This window comes from Wolbachia endosymbiont strain TRS of Brugia malayi (assembly GCF_000008385.1).
Taxonomy (GTDB): domain Bacteria; phylum Pseudomonadota; class Alphaproteobacteria; order Rickettsiales; family Anaplasmataceae; genus Wolbachia.
This window is the reverse complement of the sequence record NC_006833.1, coordinates 182,277-197,949: the sequence shown is the minus strand read 5'-3', so window position 1 is coordinate 197,949 and position 15,673 is coordinate 182,277. Positions and strand designations below refer to the sequence as shown.

Here is a 15,673-nt window from a genome sequence, read left to right as displayed (position 1 = left end):
CATGAAAACATCGTACCGCAAGTATTCTAACACTATGAATCTTTAGTTAAGAACATATCCATCCACCGCCGATAACTTGTTCATCTTTGTATGCTACGCAGGCTTGGCCAGGGCTGATGCTAAAATAATCATCATTCAAAATGACATAAGCTTTATTTTGTTCTTTGGCTGGGTATATTTTTGCTAAACTTCCCGAGTGTAATGATCGGAGCTTCACAGTTACTTCCATACCTTTCTTTGGCTGTTCTAACCAATTTAACTCCTTGACCAATATTTTCCTTTGCATTAGTGCGTTAACCGGGCCTACTACTATTTCATTGTTTTTTGTGTTGATTCTCACAACATAAAGAGGTTCACTGTATGCGATGCCCAAACCTTTTCTTTGTCCTACTGTGAAATTTACTATACCATTATGCTCGCCCAGTACTTTTCCATTTACATCCACAATTTTGCCTTTCTGTATAGATTGTGGAGCTAGCTTAGCTATTGTTTTGCTATAGTTTTCGGAAACAAAGCATATATCTTGACTATCTGGCTTCTCAGAAATTGGCAAACTAAAGTACCTTGCTAATTTCCTTACATTGCACTTATAGAACCCACCAAGTGGAAACCTCAAAAGCTTCAACTGCTCCTTTGTTGTGGCAAACAGAAAATAGCTTTGGTCTTTACTTTTATCTATGCCTCTACACAACTTTACCTCGCCATTTTTTTCTAATCTTCTCACGTAGTGTCCTGTAATTAGCACGTCTGCACCAAGATTTCTTGTAACTTGTAATAAATCACGGAACTTTACTGTTTGGTTACATTTTATGCATGGTATAGGAGTTTTTCCCTGGATATAGGTTTGTGCAAAGCTCTCTATCACTTCCTTTTTGAATATTTCTTCATAATTTAAGATATAATGAGGAAATCCAGTACCTTCAGCTACGCGCTTAGCATCATAAATATCTTGCCCAGCGCAGCATACACCTTTTTTTCTTGTATTAGAGTTGCCATCGGCACCATATAGCTGAAGAGTCACACCAATTACTTGATATCCAAGGCGATGTAGCAACACTGCAGCAACGGAGCTATCAACCCCACCGGACATTGCGACCACAGCCTTGGTTTGGTGTGGAACTTTATCTTTCAACAGAGGTTCAATTTCAAATTCTTTTAGCATATGACTTATAAGTAAATGTAGTAAATAGGTGAGATTTGCCACCTCTTTATCCTATAGTAGGATTCAGTGTAAAAAAGTCTAAATCCCAGTGTTAGCTGCTTGGATGATTGCAACTTTCTATTGTCATCAGAGTAACTGACACTGGTATGGCTTTGTTGCATAGCAGCCAAGAAACTTAGTGTGGTTACTGACAAAATTCATTGTAAAATGGCCATTTAACTACTTAAGAAAAAATATGCTATTAAAAATGAAAGCCAGTAGCCACAGCTAATATAACAAATTTCTCAAAGACAGGAGAAATATTTTTTATTTTATTAATTGGGATGGCGGTAGCTAAAAATATTTAAGAAATTTACTAAATAAAAAAAAGGCAAAAAAATCCAAAGTAGCTAGTTACTAACTCTTCATTTTAAAAATTTGACGTTGGGTGATATCTTAAATGCTTTACAAGCGAGCTTCAGCTTTTATAGGCAAGAAGCTAAAAATTTTATTAAAGACATACGGTAACATAGTACACCAAATAAAAGATCTTCTTGTCATTTTAATCTGCGCGACTGGAAAATTATATAAAATAGCTCCAGTTTTGTGGTAAGAAGGCTAGCGAAGCTTGTCAAGTAGTTTTTTTTGTGTTTAATCTATCCTGTAAGCTACTTGAATGACAGCTATAATAGTTGTGTGCTTGTATTGTAATCTAATTTATATTGTACAATTCATCGAAAAGATTCGATAAACTACCTTCAAAACAGTTGCCATACTTAATCTTGCTTAAATAAAACATGGCTAAAATAATCCATATTTTCGAGCACCTTACCACTGCCCAGGGCAACGCAACAAAGTGGATCATCTGCAACATGTACTGGTAGTTTTGTTGTTTCACTGATGACTTTACCTAAATTGCGTAACAACCCACCGCCACCAGATAAAACTATTCCTTTATCGACTATGTCAGAAGAAAGTTCAGGAGGAGTACTCTCTAGTGCTGTTTTAATAGCAGAAATTATTTGATGCACAGGCTCTATTAAACTCTCTGCGACTTGATATTCTGATAAAAGCATTTCTTTTGGCATGCCGCTCACTAGATCCCTGCCTTTAACCATCATCCATTCTTTATTATTTTCATCCGGCAGGCTTGCTGAACCTAAGCTTTTCTTGATTTTTTCAGCTGTTGTCTCACCAATTAACAACTTATGATTTTCACGAATATATGATCTTATTGCTTCATCCATAATGTCGCCACCTACCCTAGCAGAACGTGAATAAACAATTCCACCTAAAGAAATAATTGCGACTTCAGTTGTACCTCCCCCTATGTCAACAACCATGGAACCTTCAGGTTCAGTAACCGGAAGTCCAGCTCCAATTGCTGCGGCCATTGGTTCTTCAATTAAAAATACTTCATTTGCACCAGCACTTTCTGCCGCATCTTGTATAGCACGTCTTTCAACCGGGGTGGATCCAGATGGAACGCATATGATAATGTTAGGTTTATTGACAGTGAGCTTTGTATTTGCACTGCGTATAAAATATTTTAGCATCTCTTCCGCGCTTTTAAAATCGGCAATGACACCATCTTTTAGTGGTCTAATCGCCTCTATTTCTCCTGGCGTTTTTCCGAGCATCATTTTAGCTTTTTTACCAAAAGCATAAGGAATATAACTTCCTTTCTCCTTTATTCTTGCTACAACCGAAGGCTCATCAAGCACTATTCCTTGATTTTTTTGATAGACTAAAGTATTTGCAGTGCCAAGGTCTATAGCAATATCACTAGCAAATAAACCTTTGAAAGTGAAAAAGTTACAAAACTTTCCGGTTAATTTTTGAAAAAAATTCATGCACAACTCAAGAAAACCATTTTATTGAGATAAATCATACTTTTCAGACAAGTAGCTACTACAGCATTCAACATCTAAACCTTTGCCTGTTACTTTTTTCAGCAGATCCAAAAAACCACACTTTGCACTACATACATTTTGAGATAACCAACCAATGAGTAACCCAAAATCTCCTTTTATTATAGCACCCAAAAATTCGTAATGATTTTTTTTTATGAAAGAAAAAATCTGTACAGCAATAATTAAAGCTATAATTTTAATGGGAAAATAGCCCATAGTTCCGCTTACCCAATACTCATCTTGAAAGTAAGTGTCTAGTTCATTTTTAGCTTTTACCGGAATTTTATAATGTTCCATGCCTTCTAGCCATGCGTCATGCAAGTCTTTAACCTCTAGCGTACCATTTATTATATCCTGTTCTAACTTGGTTCTCAACATAATGTTGGCTAATAGACTAAATTCATCTGCCTTCTTTAAAGGAGAGGAAAGATTCACTTTATTGAAAATCAAGTACAGATTTTCAACACTGTTGATCTTTGCATTAACTTTGCCTTTTATAGTGAGCTTCTCTTTTATATATGGTTGAATAAACTCAATAAATTCCCTAGATGTTCCAATCATTCTTTCCATAAATAACCCTTGAGTTTCACACATGATGTATCTTGTAAATGAGCTACTTATAGAATTTTGTGCTAAACATCTTTGATAAATTTCATGACCACTGTACCGTAAAAGTAAAAATAAACCATAACAGAAATCAGATTCATCATAATCTATAGGGTGGTGATAAAAAGTATGGTGTGACGTAACACCTATTTGCTGCAAGCATAATGAGCCAAGTTCAATCTGCTTTTGAGTAGCAATCTTCTGTGTGTTAGTAATCTTGTCTTTCTTCTGTTTTTCAATTATTCTATCTATATTGTCGCTGAAAAATTTGCCTAACTTAGGAAATATTTCTTTTACATCTTTTTCTGTGATATCAGAGTCATAGTCAGCAAGCAGTGAATCATATTTTGAACATTTTAATTGCTGCGATTTTATAGAAACTACTCCACGAATGAGTTTAACTAAGTCGGCAAAGCGTTCTTTTAGTTTTTCTAAGCTACTGGGTTCAGATTGAGATAGCCTCCGTAAATTTTGGCACTCAATTTTAACTTTGGACAAGGATTTTACTAGGTCAATGGGAATAGCACTGTTGCTTTTATGCATCCTCTCTATTAACTTTAGCTGCCAACTATCACCTTTCTTTTTGTTACTGGGAGTACCTGCTTCTGCTAATGATTCTTTTATTATGTTGTGAGAGATAATCTCATGTCTAATTTCTTCTAGAAGACCCATTTGCTCAACTTTATCTTCTACGTTTAGTTGACTCTGATCTAGTACTTTTAGCGTATTCTCAATATTCTTCAACCTATGTAATACTTCTTTTAGAAACTTGTAAGATTTCATATTTGTTCATTTTTTTTAGAAAACATCTGTTTAATATCGTAATAGATTAATAATAAAGTTAAAAGTATATTTACTTAAAGCACAATAAAAAATTGTGCCTTTACCGGATTTTTCTACTGAAAATCTAGCATTTTATTAGAAAATTAACTGTAAGACTGTAGAAAAGGTGTTTAGTGTTTTATTTTTCTTGACTATATTGCAATATAGAGAGATTATTAACTACTAAAATTAAAGTTACGCACTATTTTAAAATTTATGGAGGTTTAGTAATGTGGAGTAGATTGGTTGCAATGTGCTGTTTTTGTTTACTGCTTACTGGTGTAAGTTCTTGCTCAAAAAGAGGAGTGAATGCAATAAATAAAATGAACTTTGTTGTTAAACAGATGAAAGAAAAAAGGGTTTTTTTTGATTATGATAAATCTGATATCAGCGAAGCAGGTGCAGATACATTACTTGATGTAATGGAAGTGTTGCAAGATGATCCTAATGTGAAAGTTACTTTGATTGGTCATACTGACAATCGTGGTTCTTATGAATATAATGTTGCGCTGGGTGCTAGAAGGGCAGATGCAGCTAAAAATTTTATGGTTAGTTGTACACCTTACTTAGAAAATAGAATAAAAACTGCTTCTAAGGGTGAAACTGAACCTTTGGTTTATGTAGCAGATGATTCTAAGAACTCCAAATATGAAAAAGAGCATGCTAAAAACCGTAGGGTAGAGTTTTCATTTTCTGGAATGAAAAAATAGTTTTTCAACTATAGCTAGTGTAGTCCCACATCATACCGCGATTTATCGCGGTATCTCAGTATGAAATCTAGCTTACAAGTAGTGGAACAACGGTAATTTTGAGTTACTTATAGCTATGGCGTTCAGTTGTTAAGAAAGTTCTGGATCTCAGTGTTTAAACACTGAGATAAGAAATGGAATTAGAGTCGTTATTTCAAGATATAATGGACGGTTTTGCTGTCTATAACAATAAAGTTGCAGTTGCAGTATCAGGTGGTATAGACAGTATAGTTTTATTGCATTTAATAACCAGTTGGGCGGAAAAAAGACAATGTCCACCCCCTATAGCATTAGCAGTAAATCACGGATTGCGTCCAGAATCTCAGGAGGAAGTTGAGTTTGTTGTAAGTTATGCAAAAGAACTTGGAGTAAAGAAATCGTTCATATTAAACTGGAAAAGGCAAAATATCAAAGGTAATGTCCAATCACAGGCACGAAAGGCACGGTACGAGCTGCTAACAGAATGGTGCAAAAATAACGATGTTAAGCATCTATTTATTGCACATCACAAAGATGATCAAGCAGAAACGTTTCTACTGAGACTTGAGCGCGGTAGTGGTCTAGATGGGTTGTCATCTATGGACTACAAATCCTCTTTAAATGGAGTTTGCATGCTGAGACCATTATTAAGTTTTAGCCGTAGTAGAATAAAAAAATATGCCGACTTTTATCGGTTGAAGTGGGTTGAAGATAGAAGTAATCAAAGTTTAAAATATAAGCGCACGTTATACCGCAACTTACTTAAAGCAAGTGGTAATCAAGAGATTTTAACAGAGCGAATATGTCTCACAACTCTTCATATAAAAAGAGCCACGAAAGCGTTAATGCACTACACACGCCTCGCATTCAATGATTGCGTTAATGTTCATGATCTTGGTTACATCGAAATTAAACTAAGTGAATTTTATAAATTACCAGAGGAAATAGCTTTGAGGCTTCTTCTTTACTCTATAATGGTGATCAGCAGTAAACACTATAAACCAAGATATAACAGTCTTATTGCAATATTTAATAAAGTACTGCAAAAGGATAATGATGTTCATTGCACACTTTCTGGATGTAAAATAAGAAAATATGGAGAGAGTATTTTAATAATTAGAGAATCGTCAAAAATACAGGAAATATCTGTAAGTTTGCCATTAAATGCTCCTATTGAATGGGATAACAGATTTAGCTGTACAATACTTGGAAATCAGGAGTGTTCAGTAACTATTGCTCCGCTAAAAAAAACACAGAAGATTCCTAAATTTCTAAAAGATTATGATTGCTGCCCTGAAGTTTTTTATTCTTTACCTGTAGTGTTAAAAGATGGAAAAGTGTTAGCTTATCTTCACCTGAATCATGATAGAAAAAATATCAATGGTGATGAGGTTCAATGCATTATTAATAGCACAATAAAACAAAATTTGGTAATATTAGCTGGTATTTAGTTAGAAGTAACAATGAAAAAGTTTTTAGAAGGCTTATTGATTTGGTTAGTAATTATTGTGCTTATTTCTGTTGCTTATATTCAGTTTAGTGGAAATATAGGTAAAAGTAAAACAACCATACCTTTTTCAGAATTTTTAACTAAACTAGAAGACAATGATATAGAAAACATTGTTATAAAAAACCAGAGCATTGAAGGCAAGTTTAGGGATGGATCAAACTTTAACTCAAGTGGTATTATATATAGTGACTTGATAAAGGGCTTGCATGACAAAAAAGTGAAGTTCTCCTTTTCGACTGGAGATTCTGCAATGAGCATAATTGGTAGATTACTTATCCAATGGATTCCAACATTTATCTTCATTGGCTTGTTGCTGTTCCTTTTAAAACAAACACAAACAGGAGGTAACAGAACTATAAGCTTTGGCAAATCAAAAGCTAGGCTTATGACTAGTGGAAAAAAAGTGACATTTGATGATGTTGCTGGGATTGATGAAGCAAAAGAAGAGTTAGTAGAAATCGTTGACTTTCTAAAACAGAGACAAAAATTTCAAGTATTAGGCGGGAAAATACCAAAAGGATGCCTTTTGATTGGCTCTCCTGGGACTGGTAAAACCCTGCTTGCTCGTGCAATTGCAGGTGAAGCTAATGTGCCGTTTTTTAGTATTTCTGGATCTGATTTTGTCGAAATGTTCGTTGGCGTTGGTGCAAGTCGTGTTCGTGATATGTTTGATCAAGGCAAGAAAAACGCTCCTTGTATAATTTTCATAGATGAAATAGATGCGGTGGGTAGGCATCGTGGTATTGGTCTTGGCGGTGGTAATGACGAGCGAGAGCAAACATTAAATCAGTTATTAGTTGAAATGGATGGCTTTGAGTCTAATGAAGGTGTGATAATAGTTGCTGCGACTAACCGTCCGGATGTTTTAGACCCAGCACTGCTTAGACCTGGTCGTTTTGACCGACAGATTACTATTTCTTTGCCCGATATAAATGGGCGTGAGAGAATATTAAATACACATATAAAGAAAATATCAATAGCACCAGATGTAAATGTGAAAACGGTTGCAAGAGGAACACCTGGTTTTTCGGGGGCTGACCTAGCAAATTTAGTGAATGAATCTGCACTCATTGCTGCGAGAAGAAATAAGAAGATTGTTACTATGGATGATTTTGAATATGCACGTGATAAAGTGATGATGGGTGTGGAAAGACGGTCTCTAATGATGACAGAGGAGGAAAAAAAACTTACTGCGTACCATGAAGCCGGTCACGCAATAGTTGCTGTTAACATGTCTGCCTCGGATCCAATACACAAGGCAACTATTATTCCAAGAGGTAGAGCTCTAGGCTTAGTTATGAGGTTGCCAGAAACAGATAGAGTATCCCATACAAGAGAAAAGATGATAGCAGATATAACTGTTGCCATGGGTGGAAGAGTAGCAGAAGAGCTAATTTTTGGTTATGATAAAATTACAAGCGGTGCATCTTCGGATATAAAACAAGCGTCTGATTTATCACGTGCTATGGTAACAAAATGGGGCATGAGTGACAAAATAGGACCGGTATATCACAATCGTGAACAAAATGTACATAGTTCTGACATAATTTCTGAGGACACTCTGAAACTTATAGATGAAGAAGTAAAACGAGTTGTATCTTCATGTTATGAAAAGGCAAAGGATATCTTAACTAAACGCTGCAAAGATCTGGAACTTATTGCTGAAAACCTGCTGGAGTTTGAGACTTTAACAGGAGATGAAATCAAAGATATATTAAGCGGAAAAAAGATTGTTAGAAATGACAACGAAAGCAAAGAAAAAGTAAGAAAATCCTCTCTCTAAATGTGCTCTCTACAGCATACCTTCCATTTTTCTACTTTTTTCCATATAGGTTATATTAAACAATTTTCAGTTAATTAATGTTAAACTAATACCAATTCTCAAAAGTAGAAAAACAAATTGCTTTGTTGCCTATAGCTGCAGCTTTGAGTAATCTTGCAAGTTCTTTATTTGTCTAGCTAATAATAGGATTGACATAATTTATTTAATAGTGAAATGATAATAATTGATAAAAAACATTGTTAATAACAACTCTTGCTTTGTTGTTGTCACGACAGTCTGGTGCAAGTGAAACAAAAGGATTTTACCTGAGTGGCAGATATTATAGTCGATTTTTTGCCAGCATGGGTAAATTAAAATTAAGATCTGAAGATGTTAATTATAGAATTGCAACAGATTTTTGGAATGATGGTAGAGATACACCAGAAGAATTGTATCACCTGGATAAACATAGCTGAACTATAGTCCACCTTTTGCTGCAAGTATGGCATTTGGCTACTTAATGCAACTACAAAACTGAATTAGAAGAAATATATTCTTCTAATATAAAGTGAGCAATATTGATCCTGGAACAGAAGGGGTGACTGTATATTGCATGAAAAAACTTCAAGAACCAGTAGGTGGTTTAAGAGCAGCTCTTTATTATGTTCCTATTGACTACAATCTAGTTGAAAGCAAATCTGTAATAGCAAACATTTATCGTCATTGGAAAAGTGATGATTTTTCTTTTTCTTCTTATGTTGGAACTAGAATTGGTGCAACAAAGATGAAAATATTTAGAAAAGCATCAGTAGAGCTTGCATATCAATTAAAAGTGGGCATTAATTATTGCATAAACAAACATATAAATATATGTATCAGGTATAGATGTTTTAGTGCGGTTGTTAACAATTTAAAATTTGAAACAGCATTATTTGAAAAAGATAAAAAAGAAAAGGCAAATTAGGAAAAGTTTAAGTGTGGAGAATGACTTAAGTGTAGACAGATGGTTATTTTCTATAAACGGTGTTGAAGTTGGCCTTACTTTTCATTTTCTTAGCAAAACCGGCTTTGTTGCAGTGACTTTGTTGACAATTTCAACATGAACTTGATTGTTATCTTTAGCTTCAATTTCAGTTATAATACTACACCTATCAGGCTCATTTATAGCTATTTCTTGAAATCCTTTTCGAACCTTATTGTAAAAACTAATGTTCATCTCTTCATATTTGTTTTTATCCATTGCTCTGCTCAGCCCAATTTGAACATCAATATCTAGGATAAATGTGGTATCTGGGTATTTAATTTTTACTAACTTGTGTAGGTCTCGTATTAGCTCTAGGTCAACACCAAGTCCGTATCCTTGATATGCAATAGTTGAATCGATAAACCGGTCACAAATCACTATCTTTCCTTTTTTTAGAGCTGGCAGTATTACTTTTTTAACATGCTCATATCTCATTGAGATGAGTAGCAAGAGTTCAGAGACGGGATCGATGCTGTCCTTAAGCAGTATCCCTCTTACCTTTTCTGCAAAGTCAGTGCCACCTGGTTCTCGAGTCAATACCATATTGTTTTCACCGTGAATTTGCTTAAAATAATTTGCAAGCAACTCAGACTGTATTGTTTTACCAGAGCCGTCTATTCCTTCAAAAGTTATGAACATAAGTTTTAATTGTAATACTAAAAAAGGAGACGCAAATATTATACACAGGAACTGTTTGACATTTAAGTAATAAGATCGTAAATTATAGATTGTAATATTCTCTAAGCTATGGTTACTCTGAATACTCCTAAGGTAGATTTTAACTTCACTGCAAAGAATTTCAATCTTCTGGGGGTGGATAACAAATACTATACATTAAGTGATTGTTGTGGAAAAAATGGTTTTATTGTAATGTTTATATGCAACCACTGTCCCTACGTTCAATCAATTATTAGTAACTTGATAAGTGATGTTGATTTGTTAAAAAAGGATTATCAGGTGAATACTATTGCAATAATGCCAAATGATGTAAATGAATACCCGGAAGATTCCTTTGAAAATATGATTAATTTTGCCAAGGAAAATAAGTTTACATTTCCATATCTGATTGACAGTAAACAGGAAGTAGCTAAAGAGTATGGTGCTGTTTGCACTCCTGACTTCTTTGGCTTTAATGCTAATTTAAATCTCTGCTATCGTGGACGTTTTAACGATGCAAAAAAAGAAAAAATCCAGAACTATGAGATAGGGAGTAGTAATTTATTTCAAGCTATGAAATTTATTGCAGAAACTGGTAATTCTCCCATTAACCAAAAATCAAGTATTGGTTGCTCAATTAAATGGTCTAATTCTACAGGTTAAATATCATGCACAGCGGTTCTCAGCATTTGTTTGATATTATAATTTTACTCTCCGCTGCTGTCTTTATAGTCATAGCATTTTGGAAAATGAATATCAGCCCAGTGCTTGGTTACTTTGTTGCAGGCGCATTGATTGGATCTCATGGTTTTAATCTAATACATTCAGCCAAGGCAATGGATAACTTTGCAGAATTCGGCGTAGTGTTTCTGTTGTTCATTATAGGTCTTGAATTGACGTTTGAACGCCTTATTGCCATGCGCATTCATGTATTTGGGTTCGGTTCCCTTCAAGTTATAGTCACTATGGTAGCAATATGGTGCATTGCTCTTGCTTTTGGAGTGAATACAAACATGGCAGCAGTTATTGGTGGCGGACTTGCATTATCCTCAACAGCAATAGTATTACAGGTTCTGCAGGAAAAAGGTTCTCAAGCAAGTCAAGTTGGTAGGTTATCAATAGCAGTGCTATTAATGCAAGATTTTGCAGTGGTACCGTTAATAGTATTAGTGCCTCTACTTACTGGTAACTCTGAAAATAGTCTGATAAGTTCATTAACAGGTTCATTATTACAAGCAGCTATTGCATTAGTAATGATATTTATAACTGGTAGGTTATTACTTAGGCCTTTATTTTCGATTATTGCTAGAATGGAAAGTAATGAGGTCTTTATATCAACTACGCTTTTAATAATATTAGGGGCAGCATTTATTACTGAGCAATTTCGTTTATCGATGGCGTTAGGGGCATTTGTTGCTGGATTATTAGTTGCGGAAACAGAGCATAGGCACTCAGTAGAACATGCAGTATTGCCGTTTAAAGATTTGCTACTCGGCTTATTTTTCATGACTGTTGGCATGTCTATCAATATAGATCTTTTGCTCAATAAGTTGCCACTAATTACTTTGTTGTCGATTATCCTGATAGTTTTAAAAACATCTATCATATATATGTTGTGTAGATTCTTTGGGTTTAAGCGTGCCCCTGCTATACAAGCTGGGTTGCTGCTTGCACAAGGCGGTGAGTTTGCATTTATTCTATTTCGTTTAGCAGATGAATTAAATGTGTTACCAAGCGAAATCGCTCAAGTGCTTATGATGGTGACTACGGTAACTATGGCTTTCACTCCTCTTTTGTCAGGACTTGGAGACTGGATAGTAAATTCATTTAGCACTGAAAAAGTAATACTAGATGATGAAGCTGTTGAGACAGATACACAAGATCTTTATAACCATGTAATAGTTGCTGGGTTTGGTAGGGTAGGATATATGGTAACAAAAATGCTTACTGCGGAGCATTTAAGTTACGTTGTTGTGGATATTCAATCAAAAATAGTTAAGGAAGGAAAGAGTGACAGCTTTCCTATATATCTTGGAGATGCTACAAGATATGAAATTTTAAAATCAGTAGGAATAGGAAGAGCCCAGGCTCTTGTGATCTCAATAAAGAACGAAGTTACTATAAAGAAGATTGTTTCTTTGGTTGCAACAAATTTTCCACATGTAAATATTATAATACGTTTACCGGATCTAAGTAATGCAGAGGTGTATAAAGATCTGGGAGCTAGCAAGATTATTCCTGAGACATCCGAGATGGGGTTGCAATTAGGTGGAGCAGCATTGAGCTTAAGTGGAATTAGTGAAAGTGGAGTTGCATCTTTAAAGAGTAAGTTTAGGAAAGGTAATTATAGTATGATAAAGGACATTAGCAGTGATATGGATGAATGACATTTCTTTAATTCTTCTCTGTTATCTCAGTTTATAACCAAGTGAGATCAGCTACTTAGATGGCATTTATTTTGTCTATAATAAGCTATACACATAATTAACCAAATCAAGGAAAGCGCAAACCAAGTTATCGCGTACTCCAGATGCTTCATTGGCTGTATAGCTAATTTTCCGCTGAAACCTTTCTGCCATAGTATACACTTCTCTAGCTCAATACCTAATTCGTTGGAGATTTCTTCTGTACTTAGAGTAAACCACGTATTCAAAGCAATATCATTCTTAATTAACCAACTTTTGCTTTTACTGCTATCACAGTATAAAACTCCATCAGCGACTACTTTTGCAATTTTTGCTTTTTTCTCTTCTTTTTCTCTGACTATTCCTTTGTTCACTAGCATATAACGTCCAGTAGTGAGTAGCATGGGAGACAGTGCATGATAGCCGCTCTGCCCTGCAAAGACATATAGTTCTATGTCACTTAGAATCCCGTCAATTTTGACATGCCTGTAGTTAAATTGTGCAAGGTCATTATTAGGCAATAAATGAACAACTGGAAGACTCATATTTTGGATAATATTATTCTTCCAGTTCAACCTAAACAACTGCCACAACCCTAATAAAAAAAGAAGTAAGCAAGGTATAATTAAAATAAATATTATTTTTTTTAACACTCTATATTTGTTTGCATTCTTAGGTAATTCTCAACACCTATAAGCTCAATGAGGTTAATCTGCTCTTCAATCCAATGGGAAGTGCTCTTCTTCATTTTTCAATGGCTCTTCTAATAAGATTGCACTGACAAAATCCCTTTCCTTTTCAGCTACAGAGATTGCCTCCTTGTAATCTTTTATTCCTTCTCTTTCTAATTTTAAGTTATCTTCTAAGATTTTCCGTATTGTATCTTTTATGAATTTCCTATCATACTTTGAGATCTCATTTGTGTCTTGAAAGTTTAGTACACCTTTAAGCAATAAAATTCTTTCTGCCAGCTTATTTGCGTGCTCAAGTTCTTCATTAAGTTCGTTTTTCATCTTTTCTGCAAGTTTATTAATCCCATGATCTTTGAGAACTAAAGAATGCGGGAGATACTGGCGCACAGAAGAAGTCAACTCACCGGTTAGTAATTTGTTCAAATGCTTTACTATCTCCTTTATTGATATCTTCTATAATTAATCTATCAGTATAATCTATATAATAATGAGGGTGATATCAATTCATTTGATGGCTCCTTTCACAACAATCGTATCAAATAGCATATCGTGATATGTCTGTTTTTCCTGAGAGAAGCAAGCAACCAAATACCAGCAGATAGTGAGTAGCAACATAATTACTCCCAGTATGATTAAAGCACTTACTAACTCGTTTTGTTCTTGGAAAAGCTCGATGAGGATAGCTATTACGTTGTTTAATAGATGAAGAAAAAATTGAGAAATGCTTCTATCGAATGCTAAACTCAAGTTTATTTTAGAACCGTCTAGGCTTATGGTATGTATGTTCATTAATTGCTGACCGGGAGTTGCCTGAGCTGCTGAGGATATAAAATATGTGAAGTAACTGCAATTTACACACATATATAATAGATCTAAAATTAATGGAAAATTCTTTAACAATATTATAATCAATAAGTTTGGAATTAATAAAACTGCCATATCTATTAAATATGCACAAAAGCGCCTTTTTATACTGGTAATCTCTATAACAGAGTTCATTATCTATCTTTCAAATACTTCATTATGAAATCTGTAAGTTTATCAAAATGTTGAAAACATAACAAATCTTCATAACCACTTATTGGTTGGCCATATATAATAGGTAAACAATTGGCGTTTTGTGCACACAGAATATCCGTGATGCTGTCACCAACGAAAAACACGTTTTCTCTATCTATAGGCAATCTACTCTCTTCTAGTGCAAACAACAATGGGATTGCAGATGGTTTATCTTCTGCGGTATCGCATGAACCAACTACTCTTTTAAAGTAAGAATCTAGTTTAAAATAGGTAACTTCTTCACGTAAATTAATATTTTTTTTATTACTTACTATTGCTAGATAAATATTGTGGCTTTTTAACGTCTGCAACATTTTCTCTACTCCTTGATTTAGAGTAATGTTTTGCAATAGTGCATTATCTAAGTATTGTTGGTATATCTGATTTGCTTTTTTCCACTGATCGCCAAATAAATTGACCATATAGCTTTTTCTTGACTCATGGGAGTTTCTATCAGCAGCTTTATTACTATGCCCCATTGAGTTTAAAGTATGCTGGATGGCATTAAAAATATTGTCTTGGGTGTCAACTAAGGTGTTGTCCCAATCGAATACTACTGCTAATGGGCTGTTTTTCATTTCTACATTGTTACGTATTTTAAGTTAATAAGTAAATAACATTTTAATGAAAAAAATGTAAATATGATGCCCTTGGTGGTTTGAAAGAAACACTCTTTATTGCAAGTTGTGTTAACCATTTTGCATAATGGGCTATTATACTAGTTATTATATGTTTTATTAGTAGGTAGATATGGTTAAGGTTAAAAACACGTCTCAAAAGGGTATGGAAAAATTTTAAAGATATTTTTAAGTGTTCTCCAGGTCCTTTTTTCCAGAAGGAGCTTCATTAGAAGGTAAAGTAAAGACCATTGCTGAATTGAATCAGAAGCTTGAAAGTCGAAAGAGCCATTCAGCTGAAAAAGTACATCAAGGTTTTGAAAGGATTGTTGAGCTTGACCACCAGTGTAAAGGCAAGGGTATTTTCAGAAGTGGAAAAGTTGCATGACCAAAAAGTAACAGAGAATCTCCAAGACACTCCGAAGAAGGCCACAATAGAAGGTAAAGACTTTGAGCAAAGTAGACAAAAAGAGACTTCTGTGCAAACAGAGACACAGTCATCAGTAAATACGGGAGTTCGAACCTCACAAAAGCCTAAATCACAAGCTGTTAGTTTTTCAATAGGTAAAGGTTCTACAGAAAAGAAATCCAGCAATAAACCTAAGTCGAGTGAGAAGGGGATAGTGTGCCTCAGCCACAAGAAAATCAAAAAGAAAGAAGGGTTTTTGAGTCTTCTGAAGCGCTTTGTTAAGAGAGTATTAGAAAAACACTTTTAGGTGAAGATGAAAGGAGTGTAG

Annotated in this window: 16 protein-coding genes; 8 read left to right on the top strand and 8 right to left on the bottom strand. The window is 34.6% G+C overall.

The window, feature by feature from the left end; translation table 11 throughout:
• Nucleotides 1-46: 46 nt before the first annotated feature.
• The 3 genes from mnmA to WBM_RS00915 form a co-directional block, all read right to left on the bottom strand.
• Nucleotides 47-1,162, bottom strand: a complete 1,116-nt coding sequence (gene mnmA / locus WBM_RS00925) for a tRNA 2-thiouridine(34) synthase MnmA (protein ID WP_041571537.1) — start codon at nt 1,160-1,162, stop codon at nt 47-49.
• A 755-nt stretch (nt 1,163-1,917) separates the two neighbouring features.
• The gene (locus WBM_RS00920) at nt 1,918-2,994 is read right to left on the bottom strand and encodes a rod shape-determining protein (protein ID WP_011256355.1); all 1,077 of its coding nucleotides are present in this window, start codon (nt 2,992-2,994) and stop codon (nt 1,918-1,920) included.
• Between the two features lie 21 nt (nt 2,995-3,015).
• Nucleotides 3,016-4,443, bottom strand: a complete 1,428-nt coding sequence (locus WBM_RS00915) for a carboxypeptidase (protein ID WP_011256354.1) — start codon at nt 4,441-4,443, stop codon at nt 3,016-3,018.
• Nucleotides 4,444-4,712: 269 nt separating this feature from the next.
• Here WBM_RS00915 and WBM_RS00910 point away from each other — a divergent pair, with 269 nt between their 5' ends.
• The 5 genes from WBM_RS00910 to WBM_RS00890 all read left to right on the top strand — a co-directional run bounded on the left by WBM_RS00910 (nt 4,713) and on the right by WBM_RS00890 (nt 9,446).
• Complete coding sequence (locus tag WBM_RS00910) at nt 4,713-5,192, top strand: OmpA family protein (RefSeq protein ID WP_011256353.1); 480 nt, start codon at nt 4,713-4,715, stop codon at nt 5,190-5,192.
• Between the two features lie 173 nt (nt 5,193-5,365).
• Nucleotides 5,366-6,661 (top strand): tRNA lysidine(34) synthetase TilS, encoded by a 1,296-nt coding sequence (gene tilS, locus WBM_RS00905; protein WP_011256352.1) that lies wholly within the window; start codon nt 5,366-5,368, stop codon nt 6,659-6,661.
• A gap of 12 nt (nt 6,662-6,673) precedes the next feature.
• Nucleotides 6,674-8,503: an ATP-dependent zinc metalloprotease FtsH gene (ftsH, locus tag WBM_RS00900; RefSeq protein ID WP_011256351.1), complete on the top strand. Its 1,830-nt coding sequence runs from the start codon at nt 6,674-6,676 to the stop codon at nt 8,501-8,503.
• Between the two features lie 236 nt (nt 8,504-8,739).
• On the top strand, nt 8,740-8,958 hold the full coding sequence (locus WBM_RS00895) for a hypothetical protein (protein ID WP_136132033.1): 219 nt from the start codon (nt 8,740-8,742) through the stop codon (nt 8,956-8,958).
• A 137-nt stretch (nt 8,959-9,095) separates the two neighbouring features.
• Nucleotides 9,096-9,446, top strand: a complete 351-nt coding sequence (locus WBM_RS00890; RefSeq protein ID WP_160119448.1) for a P44/Msp2 family outer membrane protein — start codon at nt 9,096-9,098, stop codon at nt 9,444-9,446.
• An 81-nt stretch (nt 9,447-9,527) separates the two neighbouring features.
• On the opposite strand, the gene tmk is transcribed toward WBM_RS00890, so the two are convergent.
• The gene (gene tmk / locus WBM_RS00885; protein WP_011256349.1) at nt 9,528-10,145 is read right to left on the bottom strand and encodes a dTMP kinase; all 618 of its coding nucleotides are present in this window, start codon (nt 10,143-10,145) and stop codon (nt 9,528-9,530) included.
• 108 nt (nt 10,146-10,253) lie between these two features.
• Between tmk and WBM_RS00880 the strand changes: the two genes are divergently transcribed.
• Together WBM_RS00880 and WBM_RS00875 are read left to right on the top strand one after the other, a co-directional pair.
• Nucleotides 10,254-10,826, top strand: a complete 573-nt coding sequence (locus WBM_RS00880) for a thioredoxin family protein (RefSeq protein WP_011256348.1) — start codon at nt 10,254-10,256, stop codon at nt 10,824-10,826.
• A 5-nt stretch (nt 10,827-10,831) separates the two neighbouring features.
• On the top strand, nt 10,832-12,550 hold the full coding sequence (locus tag WBM_RS00875) for a cation:proton antiporter (protein ID WP_011256347.1): 1,719 nt from the start codon (nt 10,832-10,834) through the stop codon (nt 12,548-12,550).
• Between the two features lie 47 nt (nt 12,551-12,597).
• Here WBM_RS00875 and WBM_RS00870 read toward each other — a convergent pair whose 3' ends face one another.
• The 4 genes from WBM_RS00870 to WBM_RS00855 form a co-directional block, all read right to left on the bottom strand.
• On the bottom strand, nt 12,598-13,221 hold the full coding sequence (locus WBM_RS00870) for an SURF1 family protein (protein WP_041571384.1): 624 nt from the start codon (nt 13,219-13,221) through the stop codon (nt 12,598-12,600).
• Nucleotides 13,222-13,287: 66 nt separating this feature from the next.
• Entirely contained in the window at nt 13,288-13,683 is a 396-nt protein-coding gene (locus tag WBM_RS00865; protein WP_011256345.1) for a ferritin-like domain-containing protein, read from the bottom strand.
• A gap of 81 nt (nt 13,684-13,764) precedes the next feature.
• Nucleotides 13,765-14,259 (bottom strand): RDD family protein, encoded by a 495-nt coding sequence (locus tag WBM_RS00860; RefSeq protein ID WP_011256344.1) that lies wholly within the window; start codon nt 14,257-14,259, stop codon nt 13,765-13,767.
• The gene (locus WBM_RS00855) at nt 14,259-14,897 is read right to left on the bottom strand and encodes an HAD family hydrolase (RefSeq protein WP_041571382.1); all 639 of its coding nucleotides are present in this window, start codon (nt 14,895-14,897) and stop codon (nt 14,259-14,261) included. The genes WBM_RS00860 and WBM_RS00855 overlap by 1 nt, the downstream gene beginning before the upstream one ends.
• Before the next feature lie 311 nt (nt 14,898-15,208).
• Between WBM_RS00855 and WBM_RS05005 the strand changes: the two genes are divergently transcribed.
• Nucleotides 15,209-15,652 carry a hypothetical protein gene (locus tag WBM_RS05005; protein ID WP_136132032.1) on the top strand — a complete coding sequence of 148 codons (444 nt, stop codon included), beginning with the start codon at nt 15,209-15,211 and terminating at the stop codon, nt 15,650-15,652.
• Nucleotides 15,653-15,673 lie beyond the last annotated feature (21 nt).